Annotated in this window: 12 protein-coding genes; 9 read left to right on the plus strand and 3 right to left on the minus strand. The window is 72.0% G+C overall.

Annotated features, from left to right (window positions below; genetic code table 11):
* Positions 1-139 precede the first annotated feature (139 nt).
* The 3 genes from BUB57_RS13510 to copM all read left to right on the plus strand — a co-directional run bounded on the left by BUB57_RS13510 (position 140) and on the right by copM (position 2,506).
* Complete coding sequence (locus tag BUB57_RS13510; RefSeq protein WP_073067926.1) at positions 140-1,051, plus strand: sulfite exporter TauE/SafE family protein; 912 nt, start codon at positions 140-142, stop codon at positions 1,049-1,051.
* Positions 1,048-1,956 (plus strand): TIGR02186 family protein, encoded by a 909-nt coding sequence (locus BUB57_RS13515; RefSeq protein ID WP_234952085.1) that lies wholly within the window; start codon positions 1,048-1,050, stop codon positions 1,954-1,956. The genes BUB57_RS13510 and BUB57_RS13515 overlap by 4 nt, the downstream gene beginning before the upstream one ends.
* A 76-nt stretch (positions 1,957-2,032) precedes the next feature.
* Entirely contained in the window at positions 2,033-2,506 is a 474-nt protein-coding gene (gene copM / locus BUB57_RS13520; protein WP_073067928.1) for a CopM family metallochaperone, read from the plus strand.
* A 29-nt stretch (positions 2,507-2,535) separates the two neighbouring features.
* On the opposite strand, the gene BUB57_RS13525 is transcribed toward copM, so the two are convergent.
* A complete protein-coding gene (locus BUB57_RS13525) occupies positions 2,536-3,711 on the minus strand; it encodes a pyridoxal-phosphate-dependent aminotransferase family protein (protein WP_073067930.1) in 1,176 nt (391 codons plus the stop codon).
* A gap of 297 nt (positions 3,712-4,008) precedes the next feature.
* Between BUB57_RS13525 and BUB57_RS13530 the strand changes: the two genes are divergently transcribed.
* The 5 genes from BUB57_RS13530 (at position 4,009) to BUB57_RS13550 (ending at position 9,193) form a co-directional block, all read left to right on the plus strand.
* On the plus strand, positions 4,009-5,748 hold the full coding sequence (locus BUB57_RS13530) for an ABC transporter ATP-binding protein (RefSeq protein ID WP_073067932.1): 1,740 nt from the start codon (positions 4,009-4,011) through the stop codon (positions 5,746-5,748).
* Positions 5,748-6,494 (plus strand): CAF17-like 4Fe-4S cluster assembly/insertion protein YgfZ, encoded by a 747-nt coding sequence (ygfZ, locus tag BUB57_RS13535; protein ID WP_073067934.1) that lies wholly within the window; start codon positions 5,748-5,750, stop codon positions 6,492-6,494. The genes BUB57_RS13530 and ygfZ overlap by 1 nt, the downstream gene beginning before the upstream one ends.
* Positions 6,495-6,579: 85 nt before the next feature.
* Entirely contained in the window at positions 6,580-7,668 is a 1,089-nt protein-coding gene (dinB, locus tag BUB57_RS13540) for a DNA polymerase IV (RefSeq protein WP_073067936.1), read from the plus strand.
* A gap of 58 nt (positions 7,669-7,726) precedes the next feature.
* Positions 7,727-8,599 (plus strand): EamA family transporter, encoded by an 873-nt coding sequence (locus tag BUB57_RS13545; RefSeq protein ID WP_073067939.1) that lies wholly within the window; start codon positions 7,727-7,729, stop codon positions 8,597-8,599.
* Between the two features lie 273 nt (positions 8,600-8,872).
* Positions 8,873-9,193 (plus strand): DUF6280 family protein, encoded by a 321-nt coding sequence (locus BUB57_RS13550; RefSeq protein ID WP_073067941.1) that lies wholly within the window; start codon positions 8,873-8,875, stop codon positions 9,191-9,193.
* Between the two features lie 198 nt (positions 9,194-9,391).
* Here the strand turns inward: BUB57_RS13550 and BUB57_RS13555 are convergent, their stop codons facing one another.
* Together BUB57_RS13555 and BUB57_RS13560 are read right to left on the minus strand one after the other, a co-directional pair.
* Positions 9,392-10,111, minus strand: coding sequence for an LrgB family protein (locus tag BUB57_RS13555; protein WP_073067942.1), 720 nt, complete (start codon positions 10,109-10,111; stop codon positions 9,392-9,394).
* A complete protein-coding gene (locus BUB57_RS13560; RefSeq protein ID WP_073067944.1) occupies positions 10,108-10,464 on the minus strand; it encodes a CidA/LrgA family protein in 357 nt (118 codons plus the stop codon). The genes BUB57_RS13555 and BUB57_RS13560 overlap by 4 nt, the downstream gene beginning before the upstream one ends.
* A gap of 180 nt (positions 10,465-10,644) precedes the next feature.
* Between BUB57_RS13560 and BUB57_RS13565 the strand changes: the two genes are divergently transcribed.
* The gene (locus tag BUB57_RS13565) at positions 10,645-14,091 is read left to right on the plus strand and encodes a chromosome segregation SMC family protein (protein ID WP_073067946.1); all 3,447 of its coding nucleotides are present in this window, start codon (positions 10,645-10,647) and stop codon (positions 14,089-14,091) included.
* Positions 14,092-14,116: the final 25 nt, after the last annotated feature.

Raw genomic sequence — 14,116 nt, forward strand, 5'->3', positions numbered from 1 at the left:
CCTGCCCGATCCGACCGTTCCCTTTGCCTGTCCTGATTTGCCCTGCCAGCGCCCCGCGTGCAAGACGCAGAGAAAAGCGCCGAATCGGGGTTTGACGCCCCCGGCGCGGGATAGCAGGATGGGGAAAACCCGGGCAGCCATGCAGATCTATCTTCCCATTGCCGAGGTGTCGGTGAACGCGCTGACCCTCATCGGGCTCGGCGGCATCGTCGGGCTGATGAGCGGCCTGTTCGGCGTAGGCGGCGGGTTCCTGATCACGCCGCTGCTGTTCTTCATCGGCATCCCGCCCGCGATCGCGGTGGCGACCGGGGCGAACCAGGTGGTGGCCTCGTCGGTGACCGGGGTGCTGGCGCATCTGCGGCGCAAGTCGGTCGACATCCGCATGGGGGTGGTGCTGCTGATCGGGGGGATCGTCGGCTCGACCCTGGGCGTCGGGGTGTTCACGCTGCTGCAGCGGGTAGGGCAGGTCGATCTGGTCGTGCAGCTCAGTTACGTGGTGTTCCTGGGCTTCATCGGGCTGACCATGCTGCGCGAAAGCCTGTCGGCGATGATCGCCGCACGCTCGTCCACCCCGCCGCGGCGGCGGCTGCACGAACACAGCTGGGTCCACCGCCTGCCGTGGAAGATGAAGTTCCGCGCCTCGGGCCTGTATATCAGCGTGCTGCCGCCGCTGCTGGTCGGCGTCGCGGTGGGGGTGCTGGCGGCGATCATGGGGGTCGGCGGCGGCTTCATCATGGTGCCGGCGATGATCTATCTGCTGGGGATGCCGACCAAGGTGGTGATCGGCACCTCGCTGTTCCAGATCGCGGCGGTCAGCGGCTACACCACGCTGATGCACGCGGTCAGCTCCAACACCGTGGACATCATGCTGGCGGTGCTGCTGATCATCGGCGGCGTGGTGGGGGCGCAGCTGGGCACGCAGCTGGGCGCGCGGCTCAAGGGCGAACAGCTGCGGGTGCTGCTGGCGCTGCTGGTGCTGGCGGTCTGCGCGCGCATCGCCTTTGACCTGGTGGTGCCGCCCGCGGACATCTATTCGATCGCCGCACGATGACGGGGGCGCGCCGCTTTCCGGCCGCTCTGGCCGCAGCCCTGGCCGTGGCGCTGGCCGTGGCGCTGGCGGTCCCGGCCGCCGCGCAGGAGCCCGCGCCGGCCCATCCCACGCAGCCGACCGGGATGATCGGCCCGCCCGTGCCGATGGAACGCGGCCCGGCCATCCCGCAGCCCCGCAGCGACAGCGACACCCCGCCGCCCGAGCAGATCGTCACCGGCCTGTCGCAGGACGAGGTGGACATCACCGCCAGCTTCACCGGTTCGGACATCCTCATCTACGGCGCGATCCGCCGCAATGCGCCGGTCGAGGACCCGACCTCTCCGGGCATCATCGTCACGCTCGAGGGGCCGTCGCAAAGCGTCACCGTGCGGCGCATGGGCCGGGTCGGGCCGATCTGGATGAACACCGCCACGCTGCGGGTCGGGGCCGCGCCCGATTTCTATGCGGTGTCCAGCTCGGCCCCGCTGGACCAGCTGCTCGACCCCGACGAGGATGTGCGCCACCGCATTTCCCCCGCACTGGCGATCCGGGCACTGGGGACCGTCGATGTCGAGGACGCCACCGCCTTTACCGAGGCGATGCTGCGCATCCGCACCGAATCGGGCCGCTACCGGGTGGACGAGGGCAGCGTGCAGCTGGTGGACGAGACCCTGTTCCGCGCCGATGTGGTGCTGCCCTCGAACCTGATCGAGGGCGATTACCGCGCCCGCATCTTCCTGGTGCGCGGCGGCAAGGTGGTCGACCGCAACACCGTGCCGATCCGGGTGGAAAAGGTGGGGATCGAGCGCTGGCTCTACCGGCTCTCGATCAGGCATTCCTTCTGGTACGGGCTGATGTCGCTGGGCATTGCCATCGCGGCGGGGGCGCTGGCCTCGGCGGCGTTCAGGGTGCTGCGCCGCGGATAGGCGATCACGGTCTTGTGCAAGACCAGCAGCGCCGGTTGCGACGTTGGGGGATGAGCAACCAAGCCACGAGGACCCCATGCCCCCGATCCGCACCACACTGCTGACCAGCGCCGCCGCGCTGCTGCTGGCCCTGCCCGCCGCCGCCCAGACCGCCCCGCAAGAGGGCAGCGACCACGGCGGGGATCACGCCGCCGCGGCCGCCCCCGCGACCCCGCCCGCCACCGCCGACCAGGCCTATGCGCAGGCGATGGCCAAGATGCACGCCGCGATGACGGTCGCCCCCACCGGCGATGCGGATGTCGATTTCGTCCGCGGCATGATCCCGCACCACCAGGGTGCCATCGACATGGCCCGCATCCAGCTCGAGTTCGGCCAGGACCCCGAGCTGCGCGCCATGTCCGAGGAAATCATCGCCGCGCAAGAGGACGAGATCGCCCGGATGCAGCAATGGCTGGAAGCGAACGCCCCCGACGCCGCCAATGCCGACGCCGCCAAGATGGAATCGCTGACCGCCAACCCGGCCACCGGCGCCCCGCCCGAGCAGGAATAGGCGCAGGCGCCCCTCGCACGGGGGCGCGCTCAGCCCCCGGCGCGGCGGGCGATCTCTGCGGCCGCGGCGGCAGCGCCGCCCGGCGAATGCGGCAGGCCGAGGGCCACCATCCCGGCTTCGATGGTGGCCAGCGTGCCCAGATGCGCCTGCGCGTTCAGATGCCCCATATGGGCGATGCGCAGCGCGGCGCCCGGCTCGGCCGCGCCCAGCCCCACGCCCAGCGTCAGCCCTGCGACCCGCTCGGTCCACTCTCGTAGCCGCGCGGCCCCGGACAGCGCCACTGCGGTCACCGAATGCGCCCGCGCCGTCCGCTCGGCCACCAGCGCCCGCGGCCCGGCGCCGCCCGCGCCCCAAGCCTCCAGCGCCGCCCAGGTCGCAGCGGCCAGCGCCTCGTGGCGCGCCCAAGCGGCCTCCAGCCCCTCTTCCTCCAGCAGCATCGCCAGCGCCTCGGCCATGCCGTAAAGATGCTGGACCGGGGGCGTGCCGCCCCAATGGCGCCACAGCTCGGCGGCCGCGGTCCGCGGCCGCCAGTCCCAATAGGGCGAGGCCGCACCCCGCCCCGCCGCCACCCGCTCGGAATACCAGACGAAAGCCATGCCGGGCGGCACCATCAGCCCCTTCTGGCTGGCCGAGATCAGCACGTCGACGCCCCAGTCGTCCATTCGCATCTCGTCGCAGCCCAGCGACGCGATCGCATCCACCACCAGCGCCGCCGGGTGGTCCGCCATCGCCGCGCGCAGCGCCGGGATGTCGGCGCGCACGGAGCTGGCGGTGTCCACCTGACAGACCAGCACCGCGCGAATCTCGCCCGCCCGGTCCGCCGCCAGCCGCTCGCGCAGGCGCTGCGGGTCGGGGGCAGCAAAGGGCGCGGATTCGAGCACCTCGACCTGCACGCCCAGCCCCGCCACCGCCTCGGCCCAGCCCTGCCCGAAATGACCCGAGGACAGCACCAGTGCCCGGTCACCCGGCGCCAGCAGGTTGACGGCCGCCGCCTCCCACGCCGCATGGCCGTTGCCGATATAGGCGGCCAGGTGCTGCCGCGTCCCCGCGAGCCGCCGCAGGTCCTGCATCAGGCGCAGGTTCAGCTCGACCAGCTCGCCGGGATAGATGTCGGGCGAGGGCCGGTGCATGGCGCGCAGCACCCGGTCCGGCACCGGCGAGGGGCCGGGAATGGCAAGCATGGGACGACCGGCAGTAAAGCTCATGGAACACCTTCGCAAGGACAAGCGCCCGCAGGGATAGCGCCCGCCCTAGGCACGGTCCATCCCCGCCGCCCCAGCGTCCCCGCGCCGGTTCGCCGTCACCGGCGCGCCTCGGTCGCTGTCACTACTGCCGGGCAGCCGCCGCCACGCCACGCCGGCCCTTTCGCCTTGCCCCAAATATCCCGGGGTGAGGCCCGCAACAGGCCGAGGGGCAGCGCCCCTCCCTTCCGCGCCGCGTGCCGCGGACTTGTCGCGCCTTGTGTCCCCGGCTATCCCCGCATGAACCGCAGGAGTGCCCGGATGCCGTCACGCGCCGACCGACAACGCGGCCTCTTCGGAAGGCTCTGGCAGGATTACCTGCGCCGCTACTGGCCCCGCATGGGCTTTGCCGCGGTGCTGATGGTGATCGAGGGCTCGACGCTGGCGCTGCTCAGCTGGATGCTGAAGCCGCTGTTCGACCGGGTATTCGTCGGCCGCGACGAAAGCGCGATGTGGTGGGTCGGGGGCGTGATCCTGTCACTGTTCCTGGTCCGCGCCACCACCTATGTGATCACACGCGCGATCCTGACCTCGGTCCAGCAGGGCGTGGCGACGCGGATGCAGACCGACCTGCTGCGCCACCTGCTGACGCTGGACGGGGCGTTCTTCCAGACCAACCCGCCCGGCGCGCTGATCGAGCGGGTCCAGGGCGACACCCAGGCCGTGCAGGGGATCTGGACCACCTTCATCACCGGGGCGGCACGGGATGCGATCTCGCTGGTGGCGCTGTTCGGGGTGGCGATCGCAACCGACCCGTGGTGGACCGCCGCCGCGCTGGTGGGCGCGCCGCTGCTGATCCTGCCCACGGCGCTGGTGCAGCGCTACATCCGGCGCAAGACCCGGCAGACCCGCGCCGCCGCCTCGGTCCGCGCCACGAGGCTGGACGAGGTGCTGCACGGCATCCGCGCGGTGCGGCTCTATCAGATGGAGGACTATCAGACCGCGCGTTTTGCCCGGGTGGTCGGCGACATCCGCCGCGCCGAGACAAGGATGAGCGCGGTGAACGCGGTGGTCCCGGCACTGGTCGATATCGTCACCGGGCTGGGCTTTGTCGGTGTGCTGGCGCTGGGGGGCGCACAGGTCACCAGCGGCGAACGCAGCGTGGGCGATTTCATGTCGTTCTTTGCGGCGCTGTCGCTGGCGTTCCAGCCGCTGCGCCGGCTGGGCGGGCTCGCCGGCAGCTGGCAGACGGCGGCGGCCTCACTGGAACGGCTTTATGCGATCTTCGACATGCGGCCCACCATCGCCTCGGGGGAACGGCGCGAGCCGCCCCCCGACACCACCATCCGGCTCGAGGACGTGCATCTGTCCTATGACGGCCACCCGGTGCTGCGCGGGCTCAGCTTCACCGCGCTTGCCGGGGAAACCACGGCGGTGGTCGGGCCCTCGGGGGCGGGAAAATCCACCATCTTCAACCTGCTGACCCGGATGGTCGACGCCGATTCGGGCACGATCAGCATCGGCGGTGTGCCGGTGCAGGAATTCGACCTGGCCACGCTGCGCGACCAGTTCTCGACCGTCAGCCAGGATTCGGCGCTGTTCGACGAGACCCTGCGCGAAAACATGGTGCTGGGCACCAACGTGACCGACGCGCAGCTGCAGGCGGCAGTGCTGGCGGCGCATGTGACCGAGTTCGCAGACGGGCTGCCGCTGGGGCTGAACACCCCGGCCGGCCCGCGCGGCTCGTCGCTGTCGGGCGGGCAGCGCCAGCGCATCGCCATCGCCCGCGCGCTGCTGCGCAACGCCCCGGTGCTGCTCTTGGACGAGGCCACCAGCGCGCTGGACGTGGCCTCGGAACGGCTGGTCCAGCAGGCGCTGGACGAGCTCAGCATCGGCCGCACCACGCTGGTGATCGCGCACCGCCTGTCCACCATCCGCAACGCCGACCGCATCGTGGTGATCGAGTCCGGCCGGGTTGTGGAACAGGGCAGCCATGACCAGCTAATGGAACTGAACGGCACCTATGCCGCGCTTGTCCGGCTGCAATTCGGGGGGGAATGATGCGAAAGATCCTGCGGGTCGGCGGTAAGGACCGGGTCGAATTCCTGCAAGGGCTGGTCAGCAACGACGTCACCCGCGCGCCCTGCTGGGCGGCGCTGCTGACGCCGCAGGGCAAGTATCTGGCCGATTTCCTGATCGTGCCCGACGGCGACTCGCTGCTGCTGGACGTGGATGCGCAGCTGGCCGACGAGCTGATGCGGCGGCTGTCGATGTACCGGCTGCGCGCCGCGGTCGAGCTGTCGGAAACCCCGCTGCAGGTCGCGCGCGGCAACGGCCCTGCGCCCGCGGGCGCCATCCCCGACCCGCGGCATCCGGCGCTCGGCTGGCGGCTTTACGGCGACGAGGGCGGCGACGACGGCACCGACTGGGACGCGATCCGCGTGACCCACACCATCCCGGAAACGCTGGTCGAGCTGATCCCGAACGAGACCTATATCCTCGAGGCCGGGTTCGAGCGCCTGCACGGCGTCGATTTCCGCAAGGGCTGCTATGTCGGGCAAGAGGTCACCGCCCGGATGCGCCACAAGACCGAGCTGCGCAAGGGTCTGGTCGGGGTGGCGGTCGAGGGCGAGGCTCCGGTGGGCACGCCGATCCTGACCGAAAACGGGCGCGAGGCCGGGGTGCTTTACACCCAGTCCGGCGGCCGCGGCATCGCGCATCTGCGCTTCGATCGGATGGAAGGGCCGCTGACCGCCGGGGACGCGGCGATCGTCGCGACCGACAAGCCGGCATCCGCCGCTCCGTAGGGTGTGTGCTCTGCACGCACCGACCGCCGCTTGCGGTGCGTGGAAACCACGCACCCTACGGGCGCCATGGCCGGGGGTGTGAACCATGGACCCTGAGCCGCCCGAGCGTATCCGCCGCATCGTCCATATCGACATGGACGCGTTCTTCGCCAGCGTCGAGCAACGCGACAACCCCGAACTGCGCGGGCGGCCGGTGGCGGTGGGCGGATCGTCGGCGCGGGGCGTGGTGGCCGCCGCCAGCTACGAGGCGCGGCCCTATGGGGTGCGCTCGGCCATGCCCTCGGTGCGGGCGGCGCGGCTGTGCCCGGACCTCATCTTCGTCAAGCCGCGGTTCGAGGTCTACAAGGCGGTCAGCGCCCAGATCCGCGGCATCTTCGCCCGCTTCACCCCGCTGATCGAGCCGCTGTCGCTGGACGAGGCCTATCTGGACCTGACCGACCACCTGCAGGGCCGCAGCGCCACCGCCATCGCGCAGGACATCCGCGCGCTGATCCGGGCGGAAACCGGGCTGACCGCCTCGGCCGGGGTCAGCTACAACAAGTTCCTGGCCAAGCTGGCATCCGACCAGCGCAAGCCCGACGGGCTGTTCGTGATCCCGCCCGAAGCCGGCCCCGGCTATGTGCTGTCCTTGCCGGTGGGGCGGTTCCACGGCGTCGGCCCCGCCACCGCCGCGCGGATGGAACGCCACGGCATCCGCACCGGCGCCGATCTGCACCGCCAGAGCCTCGAGTTCCTGACCGCGCAATTCGGCAAGGCCGGGCGGCATTACTGGCACATCGCCCGCGGCATCGACCACCGCGAGGTCCGTCCCGATCGCGAGCGCAAGTCGATCGGCGCCGAAACCACGTTCGAGCACGACATCCACGACCTGCCCGCAGCACGGGCCGAGCTGGCGCCGCTGGCCGCCAAGGTCTGGCGCTATGCTGAGGCGCGCGCGCTTTCGGGGCGGACGGTAACGCTCAAGGCGAAATACGCCGATTTCCGCATCGTCACCCGCGCCCACAGCGCCGAGCGCCCGGTGGGTTCGGCGCCCGAGCTGCTGGGCCGGGCAGTCGCGATGCTGCCGCAGGTGCTGCCCGACCCGCGCGGGGTGCGGCTGCTGGGGATCACCCTGTCGGCGCTGTGCCCGCTGCCGGATGAGCCCGCGCCCGAACAGCTGGACCTGTTCGGCTGAGCTTGCGCCCGGCGCGGCAATCGGGTCATCTCGCGCCGTTATCACGAAAGGGCGGCCGATGCAGGGACGCGATCGCGGACTGGTCCTGCTGGTGCCAATCCTCTGGGGGCTGAACTTTCCCGCCACGGCACTGGCGTTGCAGCATTACCCGCCGGTGCTGGCGGCGGCGCTGCGCTTTCTGCTGATGCTGCCGGCGCTGCTGTTCGTGCCGTTCCCCAAGGTCAGGCTGCGCTGGCTGATCGGCACCGGGCTGGGGCTGGGGGTGCTGCAGTTCTCGTTCCTCTACGCGGGGATCGCGGCGGGGATGCCGGTGGGGCTGTCCTCGCTGGTGCTGCAGGCGTCGGCCCCGTTCACCATCCTGCTGGCGGTGCTGTTCCTGGGCGAGCGGATGACCCCGCGGCGCCTGACCGGCATCGGCATCGCGGTGCTGGGGCTGGCGATCATCGGCGCCAGCCGGGCACTGGCCGCGGCGTGGCTGCCGATGGCGCTGACGCTGCTGGCCGCCTTTGGCTGGGCGATCGGCAATGTCTCGGCCCGGCTGGCCCGCGCCCCCGATCCGCTGCAGCTGACCATGTGGATGGCGGTGGTGCCGCCGGTGCCGCTGCTGGCGCTGTCGCTGCTGATCGAGCGGCCGCTGATCGGCCCGGCGCTGGCCGGCGCCCTGCAGCCGCAAGCGATCCCCGCCAATCTGGGGCTGGCTTATATCGTCGTCTTCTCGACCGTGATCGGCTATGGGATCTGGAACGGGCTGATGGCCCGCTATCCCGCCAGCGAGGTCGCGCCGTGGTCGATGCTTGTCCCCATCGTCGGCATCGCCTCGTCCTGGGTGGCGCTCGGCGAAATTCCCCACCCGCTGGAACTTGCCGCCGGGCTGCTGGTTATCGGGGGCGTGATCCTCGCCAGCCGGGCACCCCGGCCGCGGATCGGCTGACCCGCCCGCGTTCTGCGACGGGTTTTAACCATTGCAGGGGTTGTCAAGCGGCCGCGGGGGATTATGTGGCATGGGACTGCATTGAAAATCGGGGGAAATACCGCGCTCCGTTCGGATTGCGTCAGGCGCATGGCCGCCTTGCGGCCAGAGGGATAACGAATCACCTGCCGGAACGGCTAAGGCTTCGCGACACCCTCATAGGGCAGAAGATGACGGGGTTGGGCGACCCCGGTTCCCTCGCACGGCGGGGGATATGGAAACAGGAAGACTTCGATGCGTGATTTCGTTGACGGCTCGGCATTCAACTTCGAACAGGGCCAGCGCGCCCGCAAGCTGTTCGCGGCGGTGGTGCTGGCGGCGCTGGACGATGCCATCGCCGACGACAAGAAATACGGCAACGGTGCCGAGCAGATCGCCCGCTGGGCGCGCTCGCGCGACGGGCGCGAGGTGCTGAGCTGCGCCGGGATCGACCCGAACGAGCGGGTGGTCAAGGGGCTGGTCGAGTTCGTGGCCAAGGGCGTGCGCACCTCGGTGGCGCTGTCGCGCGAGGAAAGCGAACGCCGCATGGCCGCCGAGAACGCCGAGGCCGCCTGATCGCACCCCGCCCATCCTCACGCAGAAAAGCCGTCCGCAGGGCGGCTTTTTTCATGCGGCTTCTGTCCCCTCCTCCAGGTCTTCGGACGGTTAAAAATATCCCGGGGCTTCCGAGCGTCCGGAAAACGGTCCTGTGGACCGTTTTCAGCGAGGAAGGCCACGGCAGTGGCCCGGGGCAGCGCCCCGGTCCGGCAGCCCTCACACGAACAACCGCAACACCAGCGGCGCCAGAATCGCCGTCAGCACCGCATTCAGCCCCATGCCGATCCCGGCGAATGCCCCCGCAGTCGGGTTGACCTGCAACGCCCGCGCCGTGCCGATGCCATGCGCGGCGGTGCCGACCGCCAGCCCGCGCGCCCGCCAGTCGCGCAGCCCCAGCGCGTCGAACAGCGGCGTCACCACCATGGCCCCGAAAATCCCGGTGATCAGCACCAGCGCCGCGGTCAGGGTGGGCAGCCCGCCCAGCCGCTCGGCGATGCCGATGGCGACCGGGGCAGTGGTGGATTTCGGCGCCAGAGAGGCCAGCACCTGCGGCCCCAGCCCGAACAGATGCGCGATCGCCAGCGCCGATCCCACCGCCACCAGCGACCCCGCCAGCAGCCCCGCGACGATCGGCAGCGCCGCCGCCCGCATCCGCGCCATATTGTCGTGCATCGGCAGCGCCAGGCACACCGTCGCCGGACCCAGCAGGAAATGCACGAACTGCGCGCCCTCGAAATAGGTGGCGTAATCGGTGCCGGTCACGGTCAGCAGCAGCCCCAGCACCAGCACCGCGATCAGCACCGGGTTGGCCCAGCTTTGCCGCCCCATCGCGCGGAACGCCGCGTCCCCCAGCGCATAGGCGCCCAGCGTCGCGGTCAGCCACAACAGCGGCCCTTGTGTGAGGTAGGCCCAGATCAGCGCCGGATCGGCGGTCATTCGCCGCCCTCCTGTCCGGTCCAGCGCGCGACCAGCGTGAAGGCCAGCGCCCCCGCCACCAGCGCCAGCACCGTCGAGCCGAAGATCGCCAGCAGCAGCGCCACGCCATCGTCGCGCAGCAGCGACAGATGCGCGATCACCCCCACCCCGGCGGGCACGAAGAACAGCGACAGATGCGCCAGTACCCCCTGCGCGGCGGTGCGCAGCCACTCGGCCAGCCCCGGCCGCAGCCGCATCGCCGCCAGCAGCAGCACCAGCCCCACCACCGGCCCCGGCAAGGGCAGGTCGAGCGTGCGGGACATCGCCTCGCCCGCCAGCTGGAACGCCAGGATCGTGAACAGCACCGGAACCATGGCCGCATCCTGCCGCGCCGGCGGGCGCGGCGGAACCCCTGTCGCCGAGGTTTTGCGCTGGCCGGAAACCGGCGATAACTTGTGGATAATCGCCGATCCGCTACCAGATGTTGCGGCGTTTCCTTGACTCGGGGCCGCTGCCCGCGCCAAAACGGATAAAACCGCCCCCGGGATCCGACCGTGCAGTTCGACCGCCTTCGCCTCAACGGCTTCAAGAGCTTCGTGGATCCGACCGAGCTGGTCATCCGCCGGGGCCTGACCGGCGTGGTCGGCCCGAATGGCTGCGGCAAGTCCAACCTGCTCGAGGCGCTGCGCTGGGTGATGGGCGAAAACCGCCCCACCGCCATGCGCGGCGAGGGGATGGAGGATGTGATCTTCGCCGGCACCACCCGCCGCCCCGCCCGCGCCCATGCCGAGGTCGGGCTGGCCATCGACAACAGCGCGCGGCTGGCGCCGGTGGGGTTCAACGACAGCGATTCGCTGGAAATCACCCGTCGCATCACCCGCGACGCCGGTTCCGCCTATCGCATCAACGGGCGCGAGGTGCGGGCGCGCGACGTGCAGATGCTGTTCGCGGATGCCTCGACCGGCTCGCAATCGCCGGCGCTGGTGCGGCAGGGCCAGATTTCCGAGCTGATCAACGCCAAGCCGAAATCCCGCCGCCGGGTGCTGGAAGAGGCCGCGGGCATCGGGGGGCTCTACCAGCGCCGGCACGAGGCCGAGCTGAAGCTGAACGGGGCCGAACAGAACCTGGCTCGCGTCGACGACACGCTGGACCAGCTGTCCACGCAGGCCGCGGCGCTGGCCCGGCAGGCCCGCACCGCCGCGCGCTACCGCGAGATCGGGACGGCGCTGCGGGCGGCGGAGAGCGCGCTGCTCTATCGCCGCTGGGCGGATGCGCGGGCCGCGCTGGAACAGGCGCAGGCCACGCTGGCCGCCGACGCCCGCGCCGCGCAGGCGGCCGAGGCCGGGGCACGGGACGCCACCGCCGCCCGCACCGCCGCCGAATCGGCGCTGCCGCCGCTGCGCGAGGAAGACGCCATCGCCGCCGCCATCCGCACCCGCGCGATGGCGGAAACCGAATCGCTGGACGACGCCGACGCCCGCGCCCGCGACGCCATCGCCACGCTGTCGGCGCGGCTGGCCCAGCTCGACCGCGACATCGAGCGCGAGGCGGCGCTGAACCGCGACGCGGGCGAGGTTCTGGCCCGGCTAAGCTGGGAACGGACCGAGCTTGAGAAAGCCCATACCGGCCACGACGACCGGCTGGCTGCGGCCGAGGCCACGGCGACCGAGGCCGCGCAAGCGCTGCGCCAGCTCGAATCGCGGCTGGGCGAGCTGACCGACGAATCCGCCCGCGCCGCCGCCCGCCACCAATCGGCCGAGCGGCTGGTGGTTGATCTGCGCGCCATGCGCGACCGCGCTGCCCGCGCGCAGGTCGAAGCGGCCGAGGCAGTGCAGCGCGCCGATGCCGCCGGGCAACAGGCAGCGGCGGCGCTGCAACAGGCGCAGGCGGCGCAGCAGGGCGCCGCCGACACCGCAGCCACGGCCGAGGCGCGGCTGGCCGCGACCGAGGCCGCCCGCGCCGCCGCAGCCGATGCCGAAACCGCCGCCCGCACCGCCCGCGCCACCGCCGAGGGCGAATCCGCCGCGCTGCAGGCCGAATGTGCGGCGCTGTCGCGGCTGGTCGCGCGCGGCCGGGCCGAGGGCGGGGCAGTGCTGGACGAGATAGCTGTCGCGCCGGGGTTCGAGGCCGCCCTGGGCGCTGCGCTCGGCGACGAGCTGCGTCTGCCCGCGGCCAACTCGGGCCCCGGCTGGCGCAGCCTGCCCGCGGCCGCGGGCGACCCCGCGCTGCCCGAAGGTGCCGCCCCCTTGGCCGCGCAGGTGCAGGCCCCGGCGGCGCTGGCCCGGCGGCTGGCGCAGATCGGCCTTGCCCCCGACGCCGCCACCGCCGCGCAGATGCAGCCGCGGCTGCGTCCCGGCCAGCGGCTGGTGACCGCCGCGGGCGACCTGTTTCGCTGGGATGGGCTAGTGCTGCCGGCGGGCGAGGCGGGTTCCGCGGCAGCGTTGCATCTGCAACAGGTCAACCGGCTCAAGGACGCCACCGCGCAGGCCGAGGCCGCCCGCGCCCGCGCCGCGACCGCCGTCGCCGCGCATGAAGCCGCCCGGGCTGCGCTGAAGGACGCGACCGCGGCCGAGACCGCCGCCCGCGATGCCAGCCGCGCCGCCGAACGGGCGCTGTCGGATGTCTCGCGCGCCGCCACCCGCGCCGAATCGGAGCTGTCGCTGGCGCAGGGCCGCACCGAATCCGCCCGCGCCGAGCGCGCCCGCTACGAGGGCGACCAGGCCGACGCCGCCCACCGCCTGGCCGAGGCCGAGGCGGCGCTGGCCGCCCTGCCCGACCGCGCCGAGGCCGCAGCCGCCGTCGAGCAGGCCAGGACCGCGGTCGAGGCCGCCCGCATCGCCACACTGACCCGCCGCGGCGCGCTGGACGAATTGCGCCGCGAGGGCAGCGCGCGGGTCAAGCGGCTGCAAGAGGTCGCGCGCGAGGATTCCGGCTGGCGGCTGCGGCTGGAACAGGCCGGCACCCGCGCCGCCGAGCTGGCGGCGCGGCGCAGCACCACCGCCGCCGAGCTGGCCGACGCCGAGGCGCTGCCGGAAACCCTGACCGCCCAGCGGCAGGCGCTGGCGCAGCGCATGGCTGATGCCGACGCCCGCGTGACCCGCGCCCGCACCGCGCTGGCGGCCGCCGATGCCGCGCTGCTGGCGGCCACCGCGGCCGAACGCGACGCCGAGCGCGCCGCCGCCGATGCCCGCGAAACCCGCGCCCGCAGCGAGGCGCGCCGCGACGCCGCGCTTGAGGCCGAGGCGCAGGCCGGCGCCCGCATCGCCGAAGAGCTCGACACCACCCCCGCGGCGCTGGCCGAGACGCTGGACCCCACCGCCCTGCCCGACCCCGCGCAGCTGGAAACCGACATCGCCCGGCTGCGCAGCCAGCGCGATGCGCTGGGTCCGGTCAACCTGCGCGCCGACGCCGACAAGAGCGAACTGGAGACCGAGCGCGACCGGCTGTCGGCGGAAAAGCAGGACCTGACCGAGGCGATCCGCAAGCTGCGCGGCGGCATCGGCAGTCTCAACCGCGAGGGGCGAGAGCGGCTGCTGGCGGCCTTCGACACGGTGAACGGGAATTTCACCACCCTGTTCACCCATCTGTTCGGCGGCGGCGAGGCGCGGCTGGTGCTGGTCGAATCCGACGACCCGCTCGAGGCGGGGCTGGAAATCCTCGCCCAGCCGCCGGGCAAGAAACTGTCCACGCTCAGCCTGCTGTCGGGGGGTGAACAGACGCTGACCGCGCTGGCGCTGATCTTTGCGGTGTTCCTGGCCACCCCCGCCCCGATCTGCGTGCTGGACGAGGTCGACGCGCCGCTGGACGACGCCAACGTGGCCCGGTTCTGCGACCTGCTGGACGAGATGACCCGGCGCACCGACACGCGGTTCCTGATCATCACCCACCACGCCGTCACCATGTCGCGCATGGACCGGCTGTTCGGGGTGACGATGGTGGAACAAGGGGTCAGCCAGCTGGTCAGCGTAGACCTGAAACGCGCCGAGGCGCTGGTGGCGTAAGGGGGGCGCTGCCCCCCACGGCGCG

Origin of the sequence: Paracoccus solventivorans (genome assembly GCF_900142875.1) — a bacterium.
Classification (GTDB): domain Bacteria; phylum Pseudomonadota; class Alphaproteobacteria; order Rhodobacterales; family Rhodobacteraceae; genus Paracoccus; species Paracoccus solventivorans.

Coding starts and splice junctions, on each gene's coding strand:
- BUB57_RS13510 (WP_073067926.1), top strand. CDS start 140: ATGCAGATCTATCTTCCCATTGCCGAGGTGTCGGTGAACGCGCTGACC.
- BUB57_RS13515 (WP_234952085.1), top strand. CDS start 1,048: ATGACGGGGGCGCGCCGCTTTCCGGCCGCTCTGGCCGCAGCCCTGGCC.
- copM (WP_073067928.1), top strand. CDS start 2,033: ATGCCCCCGATCCGCACCACACTGCTGACCAGCGCCGCCGCGCTGCTG.
- BUB57_RS13525 (WP_073067930.1), bottom strand. CDS start 3,711: ATGAGCTTTACTGCCGGTCGTCCCATGCTTGCCATTCCCGGCCCCTCG.
- BUB57_RS13530 (WP_073067932.1), top strand. CDS start 4,009: ATGCCGTCACGCGCCGACCGACAACGCGGCCTCTTCGGAAGGCTCTGG.
- ygfZ (WP_073067934.1), top strand. CDS start 5,748: ATGCGAAAGATCCTGCGGGTCGGCGGTAAGGACCGGGTCGAATTCCTG.
- dinB (WP_073067936.1), top strand. CDS start 6,580: ATGGACCCTGAGCCGCCCGAGCGTATCCGCCGCATCGTCCATATCGAC.
- BUB57_RS13545 (WP_073067939.1), top strand. CDS start 7,727: ATGCAGGGACGCGATCGCGGACTGGTCCTGCTGGTGCCAATCCTCTGG.
- BUB57_RS13550 (WP_073067941.1), top strand. CDS start 8,873: ATGCGTGATTTCGTTGACGGCTCGGCATTCAACTTCGAACAGGGCCAG.
- BUB57_RS13555 (WP_073067942.1), bottom strand. CDS start 10,111: ATGACCGCCGATCCGGCGCTGATCTGGGCCTACCTCACACAAGGGCCG.
- BUB57_RS13560 (WP_073067944.1), bottom strand. CDS start 10,464: ATGGTTCCGGTGCTGTTCACGATCCTGGCGTTCCAGCTGGCGGGCGAG.